Source organism: Spirochaetia bacterium, from assembly GCA_022482625.1.
Taxonomy (GTDB): domain Bacteria; phylum Spirochaetota; class Spirochaetia; order Sphaerochaetales; family Sphaerochaetaceae; genus Pleomorphochaeta.
In genome coordinates, this window is the sequence record JAKVOU010000001.1 from 531,391 (window position 1) to 552,612 (window position 21,222).

A 21,222-nucleotide genomic window follows, 5' to 3' on the forward strand; every position below is an offset into this window, starting at 1 on the left:
TTGCCGGCAGTCATGGCAGGTATTGATAAAACAAAACCCAGTCGAAATCCGCTAGGATAACAACTGGGTTTCAGACTGAAAGCAAAGGTCAGTTATTTCTGCCCCTCAGCCTTCTTCTTCTTTGCTTCCATATGTTCTTTCCACAGTGAATCAGCTACAGGTGCCCAATCTTTGGCATACTCTACACACTTGCTGCAGAGGTGATCGGCACTTTCCCTGTCACATAGGTCAGTGGATACAGCACCTGTTTCCTTGACCATCTGGGGAAGCCTGTCAGGATTCTCAAGCATCGGACAAGGCTGGTAGAGATTGCTGTTGAACGGCTGCGCTTTCTTATAAGCCCTGAACAGTGGCTGCTGCAAAGCTTCAAGAAGCGTCTCCTTATGGATGTTTGCACTTGAGTAATGAATGAACACACAGGGTTCGACATCACCGTTTGAATTGATATGCAGGTAATTCTTACCTCCTGCGATACATCCGCCGATATACTCACCGTCATTCTGGAAATCAATCGGGAAAATCAGCTTGCCGTTGTTCTCATTCCTCAGGTTCCTGATGGCATTGAACATGAACGTGCGCTGCTCGGCAGTCGGCAGGAATGTCGTGTCAGTGTCCTGGCCTACCGGCATGAAATGGAAATACCAAGTCCACAGACAGCCATGCTCAATGATCATATCAATGAATTCGTCGCTGATGACCGTCTTGTAGTTCTTATTGGTCCAGCAGATTGAAGTTCCGAAAGCCAGCTTGTTCTTCTTCATCAGGTCCATGGCTGCCATGACCTTGTCAAAGCATCCCTCACCTCGTCTGAAGTCATTCTCTTCCTTGAATCCTTCAAGGCTCAATGAAAGTATGATATTTCCGCAGTCTCTCGCTTGGTCACAGAAATGCTGGTCTATCAATGTACCGTTCGTAAACAGATGGAATATGCAGTCACTGTGTTCCTTTGCAAGCTTGACGATGTCATTCTTTCTCATCATAGGCTCCCCGCCTGTATAGAGGAAGAAATGGGTACCCAAGTCAACTGCCTGCTTGATGATGGAATCCAAGTCATCATAAGAAAGTGCAGTCGTCTTCTGATACTCACTGGACCAGCAACCGGTACAGTGCAGGTTACATGCAGATGTAGGATCAATGACAATTGCGAAAGGTATATTGCAGTCATACTTCTCGCAAAGCTTCCTGCTCATATTCCAACCGAGGTAACCGCCCTCATAACCAAGGTTGAGCATCATATTCTTCAATATCTTGGAATCAACGGAATTAAAGATATGATTGGCATATTTTGCCCATTTTGCATTCGGATCGGACATATATTTTGACATGCCTCTGAAAGCATCCGCTTTTTCAGCACCATTCTTTGAACTGTAGTACTTTGTAAACAGATCAATAACTTGAGAAATTCCATCCTTGGGATTTTTCTTGGCATGATTCAATGCAAGTTCAAAACCAGCACCGATTGCAGCTCTCGTTGCCTTGTGCGATAAATCCATATACCCCTCCATTTCCAAAGAACCACAGTGTCAGGGCAACTTTTGCAGTTCCTTGGATAGACTTGATTATAGTAATAACGTGAGGCTTACACAACATCGTCGGCCTATATTTTCTCACTTGAATGGCAAATGGTCAAGTTATGGAAAAAAAACTTTGTAAAAGTTGAAAATTACAAAATCATGAAGGCATATTCCAATGTCTGACATAGAAATCGCACAACCACAAGAAAAGGATTGTACAAAAAATACAGGATACTTTCCTGCTGTCAAACATCCAAAATTGTCAGATATTTACTTCATGACAGCAGCTCTTGCCTGACATTGTCCCTGTATATCCATCATTATGGCATCGAACCCTACTGTATCAAATTGCGATGTCATCATATAGATCTATCCTTATCAGGATACCCTGCTTTCAGAAAAAAAATGGCAAATCTCACGAAAGAACTCTTTTCTGGGTATATTGCATTCTTCATATTTACAAGTCATTGCAAAGAGTTTTGGATATCATCTGCCAAGCAGACAATCAAAGCAAGACAAACGAAAGGAGTCAGACCAATTACATCCATCCTAAATATCAGTTTTTTTGCTATGAATTCATATTCAAGCAATACAACTTGTGTTTGAAGGAGAAATTGTCCATAGCATCCGATGAAGCTCTGCCCATACTACATGTACAGAGAAAACGGCAGGTTTTGCTTGCACCTTTTTCCTAGTTTTCATCAAACCAAAATCAAAAAAATGATGGCACCGCGAAAGCACCATCATCCAATCCGTTGTCACGGAGATTCCTCTTCGGTCTACTGAAGTACCAAAAGAGAGAAGACCAAGGTAAACAGAGCGACGGTTTCAACGATACCGATGACAATAAAGTAGTTTGCCGTTCCTTTGTCCGTCGAAGCCAAAGCATCACAGGCTGCAGCAGCAACCTTACCCTGCATAAGGGCAGAAACACCAATGGCAAGTCCACCGAAGACGCCCACACCGAATCCAAGGTAACCGGAAGTACCACCAGCAACTGCCGCCTTGATGAAGTTCATCAGAAGAAGGCCGTAGATGGTCTGGGTAAGAGGCGCACCGGCAAAAGCAACCAGCAGGAAGGATGCCTGCTTTCCGCTTGCATAACATTTTTTCCATCCACCGATTGCTGCTTGGGAAGCAAAACCGGTACCAAAGCCAGAACCCACTGCAGAAAGTGCCAAGGCACATGCCATTCCGATAAATGCAAAACTATTCATGATTAAACTCCTTAGTTGTCCAATGACAACGGTAATTACTTGAGTACGACCGTTTCACGAAACGGTTCATAGGCGATACCAGACCACTCCATGCCGAGCTGGCCCGAGAATTCCAACAGATTCAACCTTACTCCATGCACGAAGACAGAGAGCAGACCCATCATCAGGTTCAGGCCATGTCCAAGGGCCAGTACGAGCAGCCCTGCGACAGTTGCCCATCCTCCGATCAACGGTGCAGCCATGGCATTGAAGCTCTGCGCTATGGCAAGGGTTGCAAGTCCGACAGCAAACAACCTGATATAACTCATCAGATTGGAAAAGCAGCTGATCGTATCCAGGAATGTCGTAAAGAAACCCGCAAGTCCATGAAGTATGCCGATTCCAAAAGACTGTCCCTTCTGCTGACTGCCGAAGAACACTACCAGCAGGAAACCTACGCCGATTACGCTGAATGAGAATCGGTAATTGCATGGAGCCTGGATAACGAGGCTAAGTACGACAAAATACAAAACCAGGATATCCATCAGCCAACCGACATCAGCAAGGAAAGAAATCTCTTTCTTTGCCAATTTTCGTGAAATATTGATGACTTCTGCAAGGCTCAGCTGAATCGTTCCCAGGATGAAGCAGAAATGCATGAGGTTGTTCTGGGCAACCTTGGCATCCACTCCAAAGAGAGCCGGATAGCTTGCCAGTGGCGCAAATACGAGGTATTTCAGCGGAGTATACTTGACGATGGACTCACTGCCGAACCATGTCCCTGTAAGGCTGCCCCACACTACTGTCGCAATGGAAAGCACATACAGCAACTTGACCGCATCCGTAGCCTTATGCTGCTTCACATGCAGCAGTATCGTCACTGCCAGGAAAATCATTCCATAGCCGGCATCCCCGATGATCATGGCAAAGAACAAGGTAAAGAACATCAGGAACCATGTCGATATCTCACCTTCCCTATAGGCAGGAACCGTACCGAGAATATCGAACAAAGGTTTGATGATGCCCACTCCCCTTGCATATTTGACATAGGTAGGAGGAATATCATCATCCTCGGGATCATCCATCAGATATCCCCAGGCATTCTTCTTTGCAGCTTTCTGGAATGCGACGACTGCTGTCTGCGGAATATATCCGGTAACATAGCAGAGATTCTCGCCACCTCCCATCTGAGAAGCAACTTGTTCGAACTTCTGGTCCATTTCATTGACCCTGATGGTCAATGCATAGGCATCAAGGTACTTGCAGCTGTCCCTGAGGAAACTGTCAACGTCAGCAACCTTCTTCCTGCTGTCCGCAATCCTTTGCCGGAGGGCCGAGGGGCCAAGCTCAGGCAATTCAAATCTTGTCGCAGGATAGGCAGAAAGATCCAAAGGCTTGCCGACGGTTGCTATGGCTCTCTGCTTGTTGACAGGATCAAGCAACAGATAGTCGACATCCGAACCAAGCTTTTCAAATTCCTGCTTGCTCAGCGTGTAAAAGAAAAGCGACACGCCTTCGTCAGCAAGTTTTCTGATCTGTGAGGGATCAAATTCACCCCATGCACCGACCTGCTCGACCAACTGCGTATCCTTTCCAATCTGCTCGACCAGTTCTTTTTTCAAGTCAAGCTGGCTGACAAGTTCCTTATGTATTGATTGGAAAGCTTCCTCTGTCAGTTTCACCTGCTTCCCGGCAGTTGCATTCTTGTCGGCAGCCAAGTTTTCCTGAAGAGCTTTCTGGACCAACTGCAGGGAAGCATGTTCCTTTTCCAGCTCCTCACCCTTGGTACTCTTTCCCTTTTCATCATAGATATGCATCACACCGAGTTTCCTCAGCCTTCTGAGCATATCGAGCTTTTCCGAAGTCTGCACGACGACGGTAACTTTTTTCATGGGTACTATCATATATTCCCCCCTGTTACCTTTGCCTTTGCAATCTTTCCTCGTACCACAGCAGCGGACATCTGATCGCCTATATAGATGCTGATTTTCTTGATGTTCGCCTTCGCTTCCGGGATCTTGACTTTCTCGAAGAGATTCACCCTTTGCGATGTCGTCCGCAGTTCCTTGCCAAGCAACTTTTTCTGTATCTCAAGTGTCGACACCAAAGCATCCAGCCTTGCATATTCACGCAATGTCTGGATTCCCTTGTCGACCCATAGAGGATACACATCAAGGTCATAGTCAATATCCTTGAAGGTAAGCTCCTTGAACCGGGGAATCATCACACCTGCAATGTTTCCTTTTTCACGGACAACTTTGTCAACTTGGACAAGGTTGGAAAGATCTTTTTCAGGACCAAAGGCACGGTTTTCTGCATAGACTGCAATCCAATCCTGCATTCCGTCCACGAGCTGCTTCTGCTGGACCTTCAGCTTGGCAATACGCGCTTCGATATCCATGATTACCGACTGAAGCTGCTGTTTCTTCAATTGCAGCGTCGGAAGATATCGGGTGTACTGCTTCAGCTGGTCTTTCTGCTTCTTCAGTTCGTTTTTCGTCAATTTGACGGCCATGGTTCCTCCCTACTTGTTGAGTTTCTTGGGCCAGCGGCTCATAATCAGATCAGTCTTGAGTCCTGTTTCATTGGGTTCAAAACATTCAGCAAGGATTTCCCAGCCGAGATCCAAAGCCTCTTCCAAAGGAATGTTGACAGAAAGGTCCATCATCTTGGCTTCAAACAATTCGCCGTACTTGAGGAGTTTTTCATCCCAATCAGACATCTGGAAACCCATGGAACGCTTCTCCAGGCTTTCCTTGTAGGATGCATAGAGCTTGATCATTGCGTCCATCAATGCCCTGTGGTCATCCCTGGTATCCTTGTTGACCTGTTGCTTCAACCTGGAAAGTGAACCGAACGGTTCAATCCTTCCACCTTTGAGGTAGTACTGTCCTTCGGTGATATAACCGGTATTGTCAGGAACCGGATGGGTGACATCGTCACCGGGCATCGTAGTCACTGCCAAAATCGTAAGGGAACCTGCGCCGTCAAAGTCAACTGCCTTTTCGTAGCGTGAAGCCAAGGCAGAATATAGGTCGCCGGGATAACCACGGTTGGAAGGTACCTGGTCCATGGTGATTGCCATTTCCTTCATGGCATCGGCAAAGTTGGTCATATCCGTAAGAAGGACAAGCACTTTCTTGCCGTCGATTGCAAATTTCTCAGCTACAGCCAGCGCCATGTCAGGGACAAGCATACATTCGACGGTAGGATCACTTGCCGTATGGATGAACATGATGGTCCTGCTCATTGCACCGCTCTTTTCAAGCGTGTTCTTGAAATAGAGATAGTCATCATATTTCAGACCCATGCCACCCAGTACGATCAAGTCGACCTCGGCCTGCATTGCAATACGTGCAAGCAACTGGTTGTATGGTTCGCCGGATACGGAGAATATAGGGAGCTTCTGGCTTTCTACAAGCGTATTGAAGACATCGATCATCGGTATACCGGTACGGATCATGTTCCTAGGTATGATACGTTTTGCAGGATTGACAGAAGGACCGCCGATCTCAATCATGTTCTCATCGAGTGCAGGACCATGGTCCCGGGGCACCCCGCTTCCGTTGAACACCCTGCCAAGCAGCGCATCCGAATAGGAAACCCTCATCGAATGTCCGAGGAAACGGACATGGTCGCCTGTCGAGACACCTGCAGCTCCTGCAAATACCTGCAACGATACCATGTCGCCTGAAAGCTTGATGACATTGGCATAGCTTTCCTTGTTCCCTGAAGAAACGATGGCCAATTCATTATTGTGTACGCCCTTTGCGCGTACCGTAATGACATTGCCGATTATGGATTCAATCTTTGTATATACTTTTTGCATCATTGGCCCCTTACATCAGCTTCTCACCGGCTTTGTCATAGCCGATGCAAGTCTTCTCATACTGTGCCTTGATTTCCTCTTCCTTCTGTCCGAAGCGAGGATCATCGAACTCAACATTGTTCCAGTCAAGGAAATTCTGTCTGAGGGCATTGAAGAACTGTCTGACTTCCTTCTTGTCCTCAAGCTGGAACTTTGCACACAGGACCTTGAACAGAAGATCAAAGGTACGGCGCTGGCGTTCGACCGAAACAGAGGCATCAACGGGGTCAAATGAATTCTGCTGCAGATAGACAGCGTCAAGGAGCTCACTCTTCTGATAAAGGATGTAATCATCTATGCTGGTTCCTTCTTCACCGACAACCTTCATCATCTGGTTGATTTCACTTCCATGATGGAGAATTTCGCTTGCATAATTGACCTTCGCATTGTCAATGACTCCCGAGTACTTTGACCAGGAAGTAAGACTGTCTATGGCAGGATACTTACGGGCATCTGATCTTTCCCTTGAGAGGCCATGGAAAGCTCCGACGACCTTGAGCGTCGCCTGTGTGACAGGCTCTTCAAAGTTACCGCCGGCAGGAGATACGGTACCGCCGATGGTAACCGAAGCTATCCTTCCGTCATTCAACCGGACTTTTCCGGCCCTTTCATAAAATTCAGAAATCCTTGATTCAAGATATGCAGGGAAAGCTTCCTCCCCAGGAATTTCCTCCAACCTGCCGCTCATTTCCCTCATGGCCTGTGCCCAGCGGGAAGTAGAGTCTGCAAGCAACAGTACGTCAAGTCCCATCTGCCTGTAGTATTCTGCCATGGTCACCGCAGTGTAGACGGAAGCTTCACGGGCAGCAACCGGCATACTGGAAGTATTGCAGATGATGATGGTTCTTTCCATCAATGACCGCCCTGTCTTCGGATCGGTCAGCTCCGGGAACTCCTTGAGGATTTCCACGACTTCACCTGCACGTTCACCGCAGGCAGCGATGATAACGACATCTACATCAGCATTTCGGCTTTCCATGTGCTGGAGCACCGTCTTGCCTGCACCAAAAGGTCCCGGCGTACAGAAAGTACCACCCTTTGCAACAGGAAGGAACGTATCGATGACCCTTACTTTCATTACCAGAGGATCGGTAGGCATAAGCCGCTCGGCATAATTGGTGATAGGAACCTTTACCGGCCAGGAGAATACCATGGTCAGATCCTTTTTGTTTCCTTTCGGATCCTCGACCGTGGCAATCTTTGCCCTGACATTGTATTTGCCTGCAGGGACTATGGAAACAACCTTCCACTCCACATCGGCAAAATTGAACGGAACCATGATCTGATGGGTAAACAGCCCTTCCGGTACAGTCGCAAACGTATCACCGACATGCAGGATATCTCCGACCTTTGCAACAGGAGTAAGGTCCCAGTCCTTGTTCGGGATAGGATCCATGTACACGCCTCTCTGCAGGAAGAAGCCGCACTGCTCTGCAAGATCCGGAAGCGGATTCTGCAGGCCATCATAGATTTGCGTGAGCAGGCCTGGCCCAAGTTCAACGGAAAGCATCTCCCCGGTGAATTCCACCTCATCGCCCACGGCAACACCATTGGTTGACTCAAAGACCTGCAGGGAAGCTGCTTTCCCACTGATCTTGATCACTTCACTTTTCAGCCGGATATTGCCTACATGAATGTATCCGACCTCATTCTTTGAAATGGCTGTGTCGAATTCAACAGTGACCATGTTTCCATTGACACCGGTGACACGCCCGCTCATCTTTTCCATAGCATTCTCCACATTAATTGCCTTTCATCATCGACTTCAGATTGCCCAGCAAACCATCAAATTCCTTATTTCCATCCGCCGTATCAAACTCGCTCTTTCTTTCAAGCAACCGAAGCTTGAGACTATAGGCCAATAGGCCGGTCAGATCAAACATATGGTTGACGCTGGCATCATCCAGATATTCCCAGAACAACCGGAGTAGGATCAGTTCACCTTCCAGAGGATTCTGTGCCCCGATGGCATTCCTCACGGCCTCACTGATCTGAAATTCCCTGTCACCCGAATTCCTGTACTTGTCTCCACGGAGATTGAGCTTCTTGCTCCGCTGCTCGGACAACTCCATGCGGACCATCTGCTGGAATTCTTCCCACTGACGGACAAACCCATTGGCACAGGGTTCACCGGCCAGAGCCTTCGTCATGGTCGTGTAGTCCTTTCCCTTCATGTTTCCCTGGCAGTCTTCGAGGAACTTTACGACACTCATCGGTGCCGGATCCTCCCAGCGAAGCATAGGAAGGGAAGCTGCCAGATAGTAATATGAAGCCACTCTGCCGCTCTCCTATTCGCCGATGATTTCTGCGATTGCAGGTGAAAGGAACGGGAGCATAAGCTTGGCTACATCTTCATCGCTGAAATCGTAGTATCCCGATCCATCTTTGTCACTGAGCCTGAATCCGACAGAAACAGACTTGACTGGTTTGATCTCCAACCCATTGCGGACGGCATCTCCCAACTCTTTGACAAGCGTCTTGCCAAGCGCATCGAAATCCTTCTGGGACAGCTGAAGTTCAGTCTTGCTCGGATCAACTATATCCTGGAGGAGGATTTCCTTGATGAGTTTTACCAAGTTGTCAGACGAATATGCCTTTGCAATCTTGGTTTCAAGCAAACCATTCAGCTGCTTTTCCAGTGCATTTCTCAGAGAAAGCTGCACATCTCTGGCTGCCTGCTTGAGACCAGCTTTCGCACTCTGGTCCCTCAGTTCAATGTCCCTTTGGGCATCGGTAACCAACTTGTCTGCTTCCTTCTTGCCGTCGGCAACGATCTTTGCCGCCTGCTCCTTGGCATCGGCAATGATCTTGGCTGCTTCGGCATTGGCCTTGTCAATGCCTTCTTTCTGAATGGAAGCAACCAAATCCTGAATCTGTTGTGCCATACTGTACTACCTACCTTATGATTGATTTCCATGCTTTGGCCGTTGTCAAAAAAATTCCAACATTGACAACTATACAAAAAACCACAAATTGTGTCCAATGCATTGCATGGTTTTCATCCAAAACAACGGTACTTCTGCCATTGCAAGACAAACTTCATCTGTTTTCCATATTGGAAATGAACATATCTTCTATCGATATGGCATCTGGCTGCAAGTGCGATACCGATGGAAAAACAAGAACATACCATCAGGAAAACCCTCAGGCCTCCTCATACAGGGCAATGCCTTCTGCCTTGAACCTTGCTTTCTGCAAGGCAAGAAGCTTCGCCAAGTCCTCCTTGTCTTCGGCAAGGGCAACCGGTTCAATTGCAAAGAGTTCAAGACCTATCCTTGCATATTCCTCCTGCAGGCAAGCATTGGTGTACAGGCCCATGTCCAGGCTGAAACGTATCCTGCCCATGTCCTTCACCACGTCGTTGCTCTCCACCAGCAGGCTTCTGTCAGTCTGTTGGTTATAGATTCTCAGGATGCCTCTCTTTGGCCCATCAGCCAGGAAACAAAGAGAAGACAGTGAATCATCAGATATCACTGTCTTGCCTCGTGTGCCTGCTGGTCATTGCCATCTTTTTCCCTGTCGGCTTTGATGAGGTTCCTTACCCCTTCGACCGCAACCTTGATCGCTGCCTCAGTATCATGCAGGATAGGATTGTCCATGCCGAGTTTTTCCCGTTCCTGGTTGCCGACGACAAAGAATTCGCTGCCGCACCTTGCTCCGAGTCTGGCGCAGACGGTAAATATGGCAGCACTCTCCATTTCCGAAGCCAAGACACCAAGACGCTTCCAAGCCTCCCATTTTTCAGTCAGTTCATAGCTGACAGGCATGATCTGCGGTGAATGCTGTCCATAGAAGGAATCCTTGCACTGGACCACTCCCATATGATGGCGATAACCAAGGGACTTGGCAGCTTCCCTGAGGCAAAGGGCAACATCGAAAGTTGCAACGGCAGGAAATTCGATAGGTGCGTACTCACGGCTCGTACCTTCCATCCGCACCGCAGCCGTGGCAATGACTACATCGCCTCCGACGACAGGAAGCGCAATCCCGCCACAGGTTCCCATCCTTACGAAGGTATCTGCGCCACAGGTGTACAGTTCCTCAACGGCAATTGCAGCCGATGGGCCGCCTATACCCGTACTGGTAACAGAAACCTTTTCGCCTTCGAGCATTCCCGTATAAGTAACAAATTCCCTGCTATCCGCCACAAGTACAGGATCATCCAGATATTTTGCAATTTTCTTTACCCGTTTTGGATCCCCGGGAAGAATCACATACCTGCCTACATCACCCTTCTGTATCCGCAGATGATACTGGATACCGGTGCCTCCCATATAATCTGACATACTGGACTCCTTGTTACGCAACTGTAAAAGAGTGCGTATGGGCAAGCATATCCCAGAACCACAAAAACCGCAACAGAGATAACTAAAATGATTATCGGAAGAGGGTGTCCAGTTCCCTGCAATCCATGATATACTGGTTCCCACTAGCACAGGAGGTGCCAATATGAACATTCCTACTCCGCACATTCAGGTGACGGATCCCGCGCTTGTGGCAACAACCGTACTTATGCCAGGTGACCCTTTGCGGGCAAAGTACATTGCAGAAACGTATCTTGAGGACTATGTCAGGATCAATGAAGTCCGCAACATGTTCGGCTACACAGGTTATTATAAGAAGAAGAAAATCACCGTCTTTGCCTCAGGCATGGGAATACCGAGCATAGGCATCTATTCCTATGAACTGTTCAGTTTCTACAACGTGGAACGTATAATCCGTATCGGCTCCTGCGGCTCTTATGGCCCCCAGCTGAAACTGTATGATGTTGTACTGGCAAGCGATGCCTTCAGTACATCAACTTATGCACAGGTCCTGAACGGTGATACACGCAACATCATCGAGCCTTCCATGGAACTCAACAAGGCGCTTATGGAATCTGCAGCAGGACTGGATATTCCCCTGCATCCTGCACGGGTAAACAGCGAAGATGCCTTCTATACAAATGACCCCAAGCATTATCTGAAGATGCGGGATGAAATAGGATGCAAAGTCGTTGAAATGGAATCATTCGGACTATTTGCCAATGCACAGGCCCTCGGACGGCAAGCTGCCTGCCTGCTGACAGTATCTGACGAAATTGAAAGCGGCAGGAAAACTACCAGCGGCGAACGCCAGACTGCCTTCGGCAGAATGATGGAAATCGCTCTCAACGTCCGATAGCAACCAAAAGTAAGCATCCGGTGGCAAGACCGTGACGGGAACAGTTTTCCTTACAGTTCCACATAGGTCTTGCCCATGCCTCCGTCATCCGGTTTGGCAAAATGAAAGTCCTTTATGTTCTGGTCTTGTTTCAGATACCGCGTAATACCGGTCTGAAGGATGCCGTTGCCCAGGCCATGGATTACTTGGAAAGAAGACAGACCATGGACCATGCAGGCTTCAATCTGACGCTGCAATGCATCCAAAGCCTGTTCCAGGGTCAGACCACGGACATCGATGCACAGCTTCGGCCTCGGAGAAGAAGACAGATAGCTGACATTGACTTTCTGGGATTGAGGTTCCTGCTTGTCGATGGGCTCCAAGTCCTTTTCCTTGAGCGTAATGCGCATAGAACCGATACCTACTTCCCATTTGTCCCGGCCTGCAGCAGAAAGGATGATACCTTCCTTCTTCAGGGAACCGCACAGGACATGGCATCCTACAGAAAGCACAGGTTTCGATCCTTTCATGTTCCTTGCATGCAGTTCCGTCTCTTCCTTGTCCAGCTGGTCTGAAAAATCCGCCTGCTTCTCTCCGATATCCGCAATGAATGTCTTTACAGCCTGGGTCTTTTCTTTCGTCAGTTTTCCCGTGGCAACATCCGATACAAGTTTTTCCAGCCTTGATCTGCTTTCCCTCACATATCTTGAAAGTTCAGTCGACTGGCTGACCTTGAGCATATGCTCTTTCTGCCGGACCTGAAGCTCATGCAGGTCAATCTGACGACGCAGTTCGGACAGCTGCCGCTCCCGCTCCTCAAGTTCCTTTGCCTTCCAGGCAGCCTCGCGCTGCCTGCTTTCCAATTCTTTGATGATCTTGCCCATCTGCAGGTTGTCAGACCCAAGGTAACGGCGCGCGGCTTCAATCACCTCATCAGGAAGCTTCATGCGAATTGCCGTATCAAGGGCATGGCTGTCTCCCGGCAACCCCTGTATGACATTGAACGTAGGCAAATGGCTGTCTTCATTGAACTCCATGCTGGCATTCATCATCGACGGCGAAATATAAGCCTTGTGCTTCAGGGATACCTGGTGAGATGTAATGAGGCTGAGACCGGCATGGACAGCCAGGTAGTCCAGGACACCGCAGGCAATGGCACCACCCTCGGCAGGATCGGTGCCCGATCCAAGTTCATCAAGGATGACCAAGGAACTGTCAGTACAGCCACGGAGTATCTGCGCAAGGTTATGCATATGGCCTGAAAACGTACTCAGTTCATCGCTGATGCTCTGTTCGTCCCCGATATCAGTGTACAGGCCGCTGAAAAGAGGCAATGCAGAACCTTCACTGCAAGGAATGAAACCAGTCAGCTGATTAAGCAATACAAAAAGTCCTACCGTCTTTATGGTTACCGTCTTTCCGCCTGCATTCGGACCGGAAAGGACCACGGCCCTGATATTCTCCTTCAGGTCAATGGTAATGGGAACAGCCTTCTGCCCCAGCAACGGGTGGCGGGCCTTGAGCAATCTTACCGGTGAAGGAGCCTCTTCCAGCAGCGTCTGCGTGCAATGCTGGTCAACGGACCATACAGCCATGGCATAAAGGCAATCTATCTGCGTCACGACGGAAGAAAGCACCCTCAGCTCCGTTTCCAACGACTTCAGCTGCTGTGAAAGCTCACTCAGGATCCTTGCAATCTCTATTTGTACCTGCTGTTCTGCCAGCACTACCTGGTTGTTGTACTCAACCAACTTGTAGGGTTCCATGAATATGGTATTGCCACTTGCAGAAGCACTGTGGACAAAACCATCAACCCTTGACTTGGCATCACTGCGGACAGGAAGGACCAGCCTGCCGTCACGGACGGTTTCCGGTTGGTCACGCATGGCATCGACATGGCCTTTGATGAATTTCCTGGCATAGTCGGTCCTGCTGTGTCTGGACGCATCCGCAGCTTCAAGCAGCTTGCGGATTGAAGGATATGACTCCTTTACCTTGCCGTCCCCGTCCAGGACCTGGGTAGCTTTTTCTGCATATTGCAGAAGTTCAGGGATCAGATGTTCGGAAAGGGATGAGCCCAACGAAGGTTCAGATTCATCAAGGCACAAGAAATCAAGAAGTTTCCTGCTGCTGTCCACATACTCGGCAGATGCAAGCAGGCATATGCCATCCAGAGACTGATAGGTGCGGTCAAATTCTTCCAACACAGGTTCCAGTGAAGGAAAAGCCTCAGGCTTTTCCGTATGTGGACGTTGCAGCAACGCACGCAACCTATCAACTATATGCTGGCGTTCCAAAAGCAAGGTCCGGTCACCTATGAAATCATCAAATCCAAGCCTTGCCTTTCCTTCGCATGTCAGGCAATGCGAGGCAATCATCTGCCTGACCTGGGGGAAACCAAGGTCTTCCAAAGTCTTCTTGCTGACGGTCATAGTATCTTTTCCTTCTGGTTCATCTTCTTATCCGGCATCTTGTACCTGGCCTTGCTTGTTGATCCCGTACTGCCCTTCCAGCAGGGACCCTGTTCTTCCAAGCTCTGCAATATCCTCAAGTAGCTCTCATACCGGTCAGCATCTATCAATCCTTCTTCAACTTGACGTTTGACTTCGCAGTCAGGCTCACTGTCATGCAGGCAGCCGTCATAGGCACATCTGGAAGCAGGTTCCCTGAACTCAGGAAAGCTGTTTGCAATCTCAATAGGATCACGATGGGGAACGATCAGCTCACGTACTCCCGGAGTATCTACGATATGCAGGTCTCCCTGTTCCAGCAAGAGTGCATAGTTGGTCGTATGTCTTCCCCTGTTGTATTTGAGGGAAACATCACCCGTCCTTTGCCCACTGCCGAGCAGCACATTGACAAGCGTCGATTTGCCTACGCCGCTCTGCCCTACGAATGCGGCGAGCTTACCCCTGAGATAGTCCGACAATTCCTCGATGCCTCTTTCCTCCAATGCACTGGTCCTGAACACAGGGTAGCCCAGGCGGCCAAAAAGTTCGAGCCGTTCCTGTTCCTGTTCCGTCATATCCAGTTCCATCTTGTTAAGTACAATGATGACCGGAATTCCTTGGCTGCTGGCTATGACACGATCGATGAACCTAGGCCGAAAAGGCGGTACCCCGCAGCTGCATACGCAGACAAGCAAATCCATATTGGCAACTACCGTCTGGTTACATTGCCCCTTTACATTCCATCTCTGGAAACAATTCCTTCGAGGAAGGCGACGGGTGACAAGCCCCTCCTGGGTACCTGTAACGGTAAATTCCACCAAGTCTCCCACAGAGAGAGGATTATATTCACCACTGACAGCTTCAAGCTGCTTTCCCTTGATACGACAAGAGTAGACTGTCCCTTCACACTTTGCTGAAAAAATGTTGTTGATACCTCTGGTAATCATTCCGACCATGCTTTGCATGTTAGAGAAAAGAGAAAGGCTTGACAAGCATCAGATTTCTGATACGCTGGATGCATGTTCACATTTCAAACCTGCAAAAAAGAAGGATGCAATGCCTTTGTCTGCATGGATGGCGAGTACTGCTACAGGCATGCCCCAGACAGGGAAAAGCTACGGCAGAGACTGCGGGACCTGCTGGAAAGCGACCAGGACAGGATTGCTGACCTTTGCTTTACCCATGGAGAATTTGAAGATTTCGTCATAAAGAAAAAAAGATTGACCAGCAGCAACCTTTCATGGTGCGTATTCCGGAACATTGATTTTTCAGGCTGTACGATCAACTCAAGTTTCTTCAGCTTCTGTATTTTTGACACCTGTAGGTTCAAGGATGTCGACATAAGGTATTCCGTCTTTTCAGGAAGCAAGATCATTGGCTGTGACTTTTCAGGTTCGCTTCTTATCCATGACAATTTCATGGGAATCGACGCATGGAACTGTGACTTCAGCAGCAGTGATCTCTACTTCACGACTTTCTGCAGTTCGCAGCTCAGGGATGTTTCCTTCGAAGATACCAATCTGAAGAAATCAGATTTCCGGATGACCGTGCAACGCAGGCTTAATTTCCGCTACTCGAACCTTGAATCAGCAAACGGCAGTTCCATGGCCGTACTGTGAAAAGGGAGGAAATAGAATGAAAATATACCAGCATTTTTCCGTAGTAGGGTTCTGCAATACCTATATCATCGGAGGTCCTGAAGGCGGACAGGCCATCCTCATTGACCCCGGACATGTAGACAATGAGCTGATTGCAATAATCGAACGGAACCATTATACGTTGGGAACGATCCTGCTTACCCACCGTCACAAGGCCCACACCCAAGGCGTAGGGACCTTGCTCAAGATCTACAGTCCGAAGATATATGCCTATGCAGAAAAGGTCTATGACTTCCCCGTGACCAGGATACATGGGGATGAGACCATTGACTGCGGCGGTATCAAAGTAGAAACCATACATGTACCTGGACACAGCGTCGATTCCTTGGTCTTCAAGATAAGCCATGCACTGTTCACAGGGGACACGCTCAATGCCGGCAGAACCAGTTCAACTCCAGGCTATATGGAACGGTCTATCCTTGCAGACCAGATTGAAAAGAAACTGATGTGCCTGGACGGCAATTTCCTTCTGTTTCCAGGACACGGAGCTCCGAGCACCATCAACAACGAACGGCTGTTCAACCCCGATCTGTCAGAAAGGACCGCCTCACAGTGGATTCAAAGCTCACATCATTCATAGGACAGGACATAAGATAAGGTTACCGAAGGAATATGGCAGGCTACAGCTGTCGGATAATCTGCTTGAACCGCTGTGGCATAGGAGAGCGGAAGTTGAGCCGCCTGCCATCACGCGGATGATCAAGTTCAAGGGAAAAGGAATGGAGCATCAATGTCGCTTGGGGAAAAGTCCTGTCAGGACGGGCATAGATCGGATCTCCCAGAAGAGGATGCCCTATCGATGCCATATGGACACGGATCTGATGGGTGCGTCCTGTATGGATGCTGATGCGTACCAAAGCATAGCCTTCAAACTGCCGCAGGACCACAAAAGAAGTATCTGCAGACTTTCCCTTGGGAGGTTGGCAGATGGTAAATTTCTTCCTGTCTTTCCGGTCCCGGACCAGATTGGTCTGGATCCTGCCCCGTTTGTTTGTGAAAAAACCCTTGCAGATAGCTATATATACTTTACTGACCGTGTGTTCCTTGAATTGGGCAGCAAGCTTCCGATGGCTTTCCCTGTTCAAGGCAATGACCATTGTGCCGCTTGTGTCCTTATCCAGGCGATGCACGATGCCAGGCCTCAGCGGATCAAGCTGCCAGGCCTCGTCCTCGTCGATATCAGCAGCTGAATCGGCATTTTTGGAAGAAGCTGGATCACCGCTTTCAAAATCCCTGCCATACCTGAATACCAATGCATTTACAAGCGTATGATGCAGGTTTCCCGCCCCAGGATGTACAACCATTCCTTGGGCTTTGTCAACGACAAGCAAGTCAGCATCCTCATACAGGATATGAAGCGGCAGATCTTCTCCCTCTATTTCTCCGAAGCACTCCTGGCTATATGAGACGACTATCCGGTCGCCACAGGAAACCTTGCTGCTGTTCTTTGCCGGTTTCCCGTTTATGGTAATCTCTGCATCGGCGACAAGGGAACGGGAAACATCATCCCGACAGGAAGCGACATATTTGTCCACCCTCACAGGCTGTGCGATTTCTCCGACAGTCAGTTCTATCAGTCCTTTGTCCAGGGACATCAATTGAATTCTCCTATGATATAGTCTGTGACGGCAATGAACAGGGAAATTGTCGCCGCAACGACAAGCTCCTGCTTCAGCAGCTGCAGATCGTCATCAGGATAGGAAAGCAATCCTGCGCTTACTCCTACTCCGTAGCCAAGCGTAACTACCGGCATTGAAAAAGCAAGCGAACCGAAGAAAAGTGATTCGCCTCTCCGCAACTTTACTGCCCATGACGGGAATTCCTCAGCCTTGTAGGGCTCAAACGTAAAGTCCTGGCTGTCATCAGTAGTATCGCTGCTACTGCTGTCTGTAGCAAACAAAGAAGCACAGGACAGGCACAGGACTACCAGAAGCAGCAAAGGAAGCTTATGTTTCACCTTATGCATCCTTGTTCCCGTAGTCACGCTTTCCGAATATCTTCGTTCCGACTCTGATGAGCGTTGAACCACACTGCAGGGCAAGAAGGTAATCACCGCTCATACCCATGCTCAGTTCATGCAAGTTGAGAGAGGGAACATCACTTGCAAGTCTGGACTGGATTTCAACCAGATGCTCGAAAGCCTGCTTGGTCTTTGCATGGTCGTCTCCCAATGGTCCGATCGTCATCAGTCCGTCAATCCTGATATGAGGAAAATCGCCGGCATGCTGGCAAAGTTCCAGGATCTCAGCATAGGAGCCGAATCCGCTCTTGTTTTTCTCTCCGCTGGTATTGTATTCAAGAAGCACAGGCATGATGATGCCGAAATCAGCTGCGGAGCTATTGATCAAACGTGCTACCTTCATGCTGTCGACACTGTCAATTGCATCAACATAGGAAACCGCCTTCTTGACTTTGTTGGACTGCAGGTGTCCGATCAAGTGCAGCTCCATCCCCTCCGGTCTTGCACCCTTCGGAGGAAATTTCATCAGCACTTCCTGTACACGGTTCTCTCCGAACAACCTTTGTCCAAGGTCATAGGCCTCCATTACCGCTTCCCAGGGATGGGTCTTGCTGACAGCCATCAGCCTGGTTTTCCCTTCCCTTCCACATTCCTCGATCTGTCTATGTATTTCATTCAATGCTTCTTTCATCAGAGTCACCTCTGCGTATAACCATACCACACACGATCAAAAAATCCTAGGTTCCGGAAACTTCGGGACAGGCTATCCAATGGTCGTCCCCGACCAGCCTGAGCTTCGGAACGCCATTGTCACAGGAAGGCATATGGTCTGTACAGGCCGAGGCAAACGGGCATCTTCCATCCTCTCTTCCAGAAGAATCCTCCATCAAACCTGCAAAGCCACTGCCACTGGCAGCAAGAAGTTGCCTTGTATAGAAATGAAGGGGATTCCTGACCACGGCAACGGCGGGGCCCACCTCAACTATCCTTCCCATATACATGACGGCAATCCGATCTGCCATATAGGAAACGACATCCAGGTCATGTGAAATAAAAAGATAGGTTAGATTCAATTTCTTCTGCAAGGCAGAAAGCAGGTTCAGGACCTGTGCCTGTACAGAGACATCCAAGGCAGAAACACTCTCATCAAGAATAAGGAAAGATGGACGGAGTACCAAGGCCACGGCCAATGCCAGCCTCTGGCGCAGTCCTCCGGACAAGCGGGAAGGCCGGCTGTCAAGATACATCAGGTCCAGTCCGACAGCAGCCATCATTTCCTTGACCATGGAAAGCCTGTCTGACTGGTCAGTGTTTCCATGTATGACAAGCGGCTCCTCTATGAGGTACCGGACTGTCTTGAGGTCATCAAGGCTGCTGTAGGGATCCTGGAATACGATCTGGACATTCCTTCGGAAACTCTTGTAATCCCGCTGGCACAGTACATTCATATCTTCCCCGTTGAACAGGACTGTGCCGCTGTCGGGGACCAACAGATGTGAAGCAACCTGTGCAAGCGTTGATTTACCGCAGCCGCTTTCACCTATCAAAGCAAAGGTTTCCCCCTTCCTGATGGACAGGTCAATGTCATGCAGGACGGACTTCTTCTGTCGTCTCCCGATCCTGTAGGAGAAACAGACATCCCTGAATTCTAGCATCGGCTCCATCCGTCCTCCTCCCTGAGCAAATGGCATAGGGCCTTCTGATCATCCCTGCAGACAAGAGGTGGCAGCTGACGGCTGCAGATAGGCAAGGCCCTTTTGCACCGGGGGGCAAAAGGACACCCTTCGGCAATACGTCCTTCCAGGGAAGGAACCGTTCCTTGTATCGAAGGCAAGCTGGCCCCACGCTTGTCAACGGAAGGCAAGGAAGCAAGAAGGTCCTGGGTATAAGGATGGGCTGGTGCCTGCAAGACTGCACTGCTACTGCCAGTTTCAACTATCCTGCCTGCATACATGACATATACCCTGCTGCAGACTGTCGAAACGAGCATAAGGTCATGGGAAATGAAAAGCAAGGAAGTATCCGACAATGAATAAATACCCTTCATCGTCTCAATCACCTGACGTTGGATCCTGGAATCGAGAGCCGTGGTAGGTTCGTCGGCAACAAGCAAGGATGGATGCCCCATCAATGCAATGCAAATCATGATCCGCTGTCTCATACCACCGGAAAGCTGATGCGGATAGCAACGATACAAGCGGTCAATATCAACGAAGCCGACCTTTTCCATCATCTCATGGGCCAGAATTGAAGCTTCTTTCCTCTTGATCCCATGGCAAACGGAAGCTTCCTCAATCTGTCTGCCGACACGGACAAGGGGATCAAGGGCAGTAAGTGGTTCCTGGAAGATCATCGACACCTTCGTACCCCTTGCTTTCATCCATTGCCGTGGAGAGTATGAAAGTACATCTTCGCCTTCCAGCAAGATCCTGCCCTCCAAAGGCTTTGAACCTGCAGGAGCAAGCCCTGCTATGGAAAGTGCCGTCAGGCTTTTGCCACAGCCGCTCTCTCCTACCAAGGCTACGGCTTCACCTTTCCCGACTTCAAGGTCAAGCTGGGTAACGGCAGAAATCATCCGACCTTCGACAGGAATACCGAGCGAATATCCTTGGATCTGCAGTACGTAGTTCATCCCTGTACCTCCCGCAAGCCACTCCCCAGCAGGTTGAATCCCAGGACAAGTATGACGAGTACTACAGCAGGAGCAAGGATATAATGAGGGGCAACAAGGATATATGGCTGGGCATCACTGAGCATTTTCCCAAAGCTTGGAGTCGGCGGCTGTATACCTAGCCCCAGATAGCTCAGCCCGGCCTCGCTCATTACGGCAGAAGCAAATGAAATGGAACATGTATTGAGTATGTCTGCCTTGATATGCGGAAGTATATGGAACACCATGATCCTGAGGCTACCTGCTCCTCTTGCTTTTGCCGAAAGGACATAAGTCTGGTTCCTGTGTGCCATGAAACCTCCTCTGGCGACCCTGGCAAAACGAGGAAGCCCCATCAAAGACAATGCCATGACCATACTTGAGTAATTTGCTGATAGGACTGCAACGAACATAAGGGCCAGCAGAATGCCAGGAAAAGACATCAGCGTATCTATGACCTTCGTGACTGCTGCATCCACCTTGCCCCCGAAGTAACCGGCGAAAGCTCCCAGCGGAGTACCGACGACAAAACTGAGAGCAACGACCACACATCCCAGTGAAAGGGAAATCCGGGCTCCGACCATCAGGCGGGAAAGGATATCCCTGCCAAGATGATCACACCCCAGCAGATGGGCACGGCTGAGACCTTGCAACTTGCTGGAAATATCAACGGTATTGGGATCATACGGCAGGTATATCAATCCGACCAGCATCAGCAGGACAATGCTTGCAATGCAGCAGAAACCTATGGTAAAGCTTTTGTTCCTGAAATATATTCCCATGG

The 21,222-nt window shown here is 49.1% G+C and carries 21 protein-coding genes; 3 read left to right on the forward strand and 18 right to left on the reverse strand.

Translation table 11 applies throughout. The features are described from left to right. Positions 1–92: 92 nt before the first annotated feature. From LKE40_02400 to udp, 10 genes are all read right to left on the reverse strand, one after another. On the reverse strand, positions 93–1,493 hold the full coding sequence (locus LKE40_02400) for a radical SAM protein (protein MCH3916330.1): 1,401 nt from the start codon (positions 1,491–1,493) through the stop codon (positions 93–95). Between the two features lie 800 nt (positions 1,494–2,293). Further along, positions 2,294–2,731, reverse strand: coding sequence for a V-type ATP synthase subunit K (locus LKE40_02405; GenBank protein MCH3916331.1), 438 nt, complete (start codon positions 2,729–2,731; stop codon positions 2,294–2,296). A gap of 35 nt (positions 2,732–2,766) precedes the next feature. Then, on the reverse strand, positions 2,767–4,614 hold the full coding sequence (locus LKE40_02410) for an ATPase (protein ID MCH3916332.1): 1,848 nt from the start codon (positions 4,612–4,614) through the stop codon (positions 2,767–2,769). After that, positions 4,611–5,225 carry a V-type ATP synthase subunit D gene (locus LKE40_02415; GenBank protein ID MCH3916333.1) on the reverse strand — a complete coding sequence of 205 codons (615 nt, stop codon included), beginning with the start codon at positions 5,223–5,225 and terminating at the stop codon, positions 4,611–4,613. The genes LKE40_02410 and LKE40_02415 overlap by 4 nt, the downstream gene beginning before the upstream one ends. Before the next feature lie 9 nt (positions 5,226–5,234). Continuing rightward, positions 5,235–6,539, reverse strand: coding sequence for a V-type ATP synthase subunit B (locus LKE40_02420; GenBank protein MCH3916334.1), 1,305 nt, complete (start codon positions 6,537–6,539; stop codon positions 5,235–5,237). 10 nt (positions 6,540–6,549) lie between these two features. Next, complete coding sequence (locus tag LKE40_02425; protein ID MCH3916335.1) at positions 6,550–8,307, reverse strand: V-type ATP synthase subunit A; 1,758 nt, start codon at positions 8,305–8,307, stop codon at positions 6,550–6,552. Positions 8,308–8,320: 13 nt separating this feature from the next. Next, entirely contained in the window at positions 8,321–8,854 is a 534-nt protein-coding gene (locus LKE40_02430) for a DUF2764 domain-containing protein (protein ID MCH3916336.1), read from the reverse strand. A gap of 12 nt (positions 8,855–8,866) precedes the next feature. Continuing rightward, positions 8,867–9,463, reverse strand: a complete 597-nt coding sequence (locus tag LKE40_02435) for a V-type ATP synthase subunit E (protein ID MCH3916337.1) — start codon at positions 9,461–9,463, stop codon at positions 8,867–8,869. 259 nt (positions 9,464–9,722) lie between these two features. Then, positions 9,723–10,052, reverse strand: coding sequence for a hypothetical protein (locus LKE40_02440; protein MCH3916338.1), 330 nt, complete (start codon positions 10,050–10,052; stop codon positions 9,723–9,725). Continuing rightward, the gene (udp, locus tag LKE40_02445; GenBank protein MCH3916339.1) at positions 10,049–10,864 is read right to left on the reverse strand and encodes a uridine phosphorylase; all 816 of its coding nucleotides are present in this window, start codon (positions 10,862–10,864) and stop codon (positions 10,049–10,051) included. Before udp ends, LKE40_02440 begins: the two co-directional genes overlap by 4 nt. A 163-nt stretch (positions 10,865–11,027) precedes the next feature. Between udp and deoD the strand changes: the two genes are divergently transcribed. Then, entirely contained in the window at positions 11,028–11,741 is a 714-nt protein-coding gene (deoD, locus tag LKE40_02450; GenBank protein ID MCH3916340.1) for a purine-nucleoside phosphorylase, read from the forward strand. 50 nt (positions 11,742–11,791) lie between these two features. Here the strand turns inward: deoD and LKE40_02455 are convergent, their stop codons facing one another. Together LKE40_02455 and rsgA are read right to left on the reverse strand one after the other, a co-directional pair. Continuing rightward, complete coding sequence (locus LKE40_02455) at positions 11,792–14,152, reverse strand: Smr/MutS family protein (GenBank protein ID MCH3916341.1); 2,361 nt, start codon at positions 14,150–14,152, stop codon at positions 11,792–11,794. Then, a complete protein-coding gene (gene rsgA, locus LKE40_02460) occupies positions 14,149–15,126 on the reverse strand; it encodes a ribosome small subunit-dependent GTPase A (GenBank protein ID MCH3916342.1) in 978 nt (325 codons plus the stop codon). Before rsgA ends, LKE40_02455 begins: the two co-directional genes overlap by 4 nt. 63 nt (positions 15,127–15,189) lie before the next feature. Between rsgA and LKE40_02465 the strand changes: the two genes are divergently transcribed. After that, positions 15,190–15,789 (forward strand): pentapeptide repeat-containing protein, encoded by a 600-nt coding sequence (locus tag LKE40_02465; protein MCH3916343.1) that lies wholly within the window; start codon positions 15,190–15,192, stop codon positions 15,787–15,789. A 16-nt stretch (positions 15,790–15,805) separates the two neighbouring features. Then, positions 15,806–16,408: an MBL fold metallo-hydrolase gene (locus LKE40_02470; protein MCH3916344.1), complete on the forward strand. Its 603-nt coding sequence runs from the start codon at positions 15,806–15,808 to the stop codon at positions 16,406–16,408. Between the two features lie 40 nt (positions 16,409–16,448). On the opposite strand, the gene LKE40_02475 is transcribed toward LKE40_02470, so the two are convergent. The 6 genes from LKE40_02475 to LKE40_02500 are packed head-to-tail and all read right to left on the reverse strand — an operon-like array spanning position 16,449 to position 21,220. Continuing rightward, a complete protein-coding gene (locus tag LKE40_02475) occupies positions 16,449–17,423 on the reverse strand; it encodes an RluA family pseudouridine synthase (GenBank protein MCH3916345.1) in 975 nt (324 codons plus the stop codon). Next, positions 17,423–17,785: a hypothetical protein gene (locus tag LKE40_02480; GenBank protein MCH3916346.1), complete on the reverse strand. Its 363-nt coding sequence runs from the start codon at positions 17,783–17,785 to the stop codon at positions 17,423–17,425. Before LKE40_02480 ends, LKE40_02475 begins: the two co-directional genes overlap by 1 nt. Position 17,786: 1 nt before the next feature. Continuing rightward, complete coding sequence (locus tag LKE40_02485; GenBank protein ID MCH3916347.1) at positions 17,787–18,479, reverse strand: YggS family pyridoxal phosphate-dependent enzyme; 693 nt, start codon at positions 18,477–18,479, stop codon at positions 17,787–17,789. Positions 18,480–18,525: 46 nt separating this feature from the next. Beyond that, complete coding sequence (locus tag LKE40_02490; protein ID MCH3916348.1) at positions 18,526–19,452, reverse strand: ATP-binding cassette domain-containing protein; 927 nt, start codon at positions 19,450–19,452, stop codon at positions 18,526–18,528. Next, positions 19,437–20,420 carry an ABC transporter ATP-binding protein gene (locus LKE40_02495; GenBank protein MCH3916349.1) on the reverse strand — a complete coding sequence of 328 codons (984 nt, stop codon included), beginning with the start codon at positions 20,418–20,420 and terminating at the stop codon, positions 19,437–19,439. The genes LKE40_02490 and LKE40_02495 overlap by 16 nt, the downstream gene beginning before the upstream one ends. Beyond that, positions 20,417–21,220 (reverse strand): ABC transporter permease, encoded by an 804-nt coding sequence (locus tag LKE40_02500; protein ID MCH3916350.1) that lies wholly within the window; start codon positions 21,218–21,220, stop codon positions 20,417–20,419. Before LKE40_02500 ends, LKE40_02495 begins: the two co-directional genes overlap by 4 nt. Positions 21,221–21,222: the final 2 nt, after the last annotated feature.

Bases quoted from the DNA above. Each gene is read 5' to 3' on its own strand.
- LKE40_02400 (MCH3916330.1), bottom strand. From the start codon at position 1,493: ATGGATTTATCGCACAAGGCAACGAGAGCTGCAATCGGTGCTGGTTTT.
- LKE40_02485 (MCH3916347.1), bottom strand. From the start codon at position 18,479: ATGAAAGAAGCATTGAATGAAATACATAGACAGATCGAGGAATGTGGA.
- LKE40_02420 (MCH3916334.1), bottom strand. From the start codon at position 6,539: ATGCAAAAAGTATATACAAAGATTGAATCCATAATCGGCAATGTCATT.
- LKE40_02455 (MCH3916341.1), bottom strand. From the start codon at position 14,152: ATGACCGTCAGCAAGAAGACTTTGGAAGACCTTGGTTTCCCCCAGGTC.
- LKE40_02495 (MCH3916349.1), bottom strand. From the start codon at position 20,420: ATGAACTACGTACTGCAGATCCAAGGATATTCGCTCGGTATTCCTGTC.
- udp (MCH3916339.1), bottom strand. From the start codon at position 10,864: ATGTCAGATTATATGGGAGGCACCGGTATCCAGTATCATCTGCGGATA.
- deoD (MCH3916340.1), top strand. From the start codon at position 11,028: ATGAACATTCCTACTCCGCACATTCAGGTGACGGATCCCGCGCTTGTG.
- LKE40_02435 (MCH3916337.1), bottom strand. From the start codon at position 9,463: ATGGCACAACAGATTCAGGATTTGGTTGCTTCCATTCAGAAAGAAGGC.
- LKE40_02500 (MCH3916350.1), bottom strand. From the start codon at position 21,220: ATGGGAATATATTTCAGGAACAAAAGCTTTACCATAGGTTTCTGCTGC.
- LKE40_02465 (MCH3916343.1), top strand. From the start codon at position 15,190: ATGTTCACATTTCAAACCTGCAAAAAAGAAGGATGCAATGCCTTTGTC.
- LKE40_02490 (MCH3916348.1), bottom strand. From the start codon at position 19,452: ATGGAGCCGATGCTAGAATTCAGGGATGTCTGTTTCTCCTACAGGATC.
- LKE40_02405 (MCH3916331.1), bottom strand. From the start codon at position 2,731: ATGAATAGTTTTGCATTTATCGGAATGGCATGTGCCTTGGCACTTTCT.
- rsgA (MCH3916342.1), bottom strand. From the start codon at position 15,126: ATGGTCGGAATGATTACCAGAGGTATCAACAACATTTTTTCAGCAAAG.
- LKE40_02475 (MCH3916345.1), bottom strand. From the start codon at position 17,423: ATGTCCCTGGACAAAGGACTGATAGAACTGACTGTCGGAGAAATCGCA.
- LKE40_02415 (MCH3916333.1), bottom strand. From the start codon at position 5,225: ATGGCCGTCAAATTGACGAAAAACGAACTGAAGAAGCAGAAAGACCAG.
- LKE40_02425 (MCH3916335.1), bottom strand. From the start codon at position 8,307: ATGGAAAAGATGAGCGGGCGTGTCACCGGTGTCAATGGAAACATGGTC.
- LKE40_02410 (MCH3916332.1), bottom strand. From the start codon at position 4,614: ATGATAGTACCCATGAAAAAAGTTACCGTCGTCGTGCAGACTTCGGAA.
- LKE40_02470 (MCH3916344.1), top strand. From the start codon at position 15,806: ATGAAAATATACCAGCATTTTTCCGTAGTAGGGTTCTGCAATACCTAT.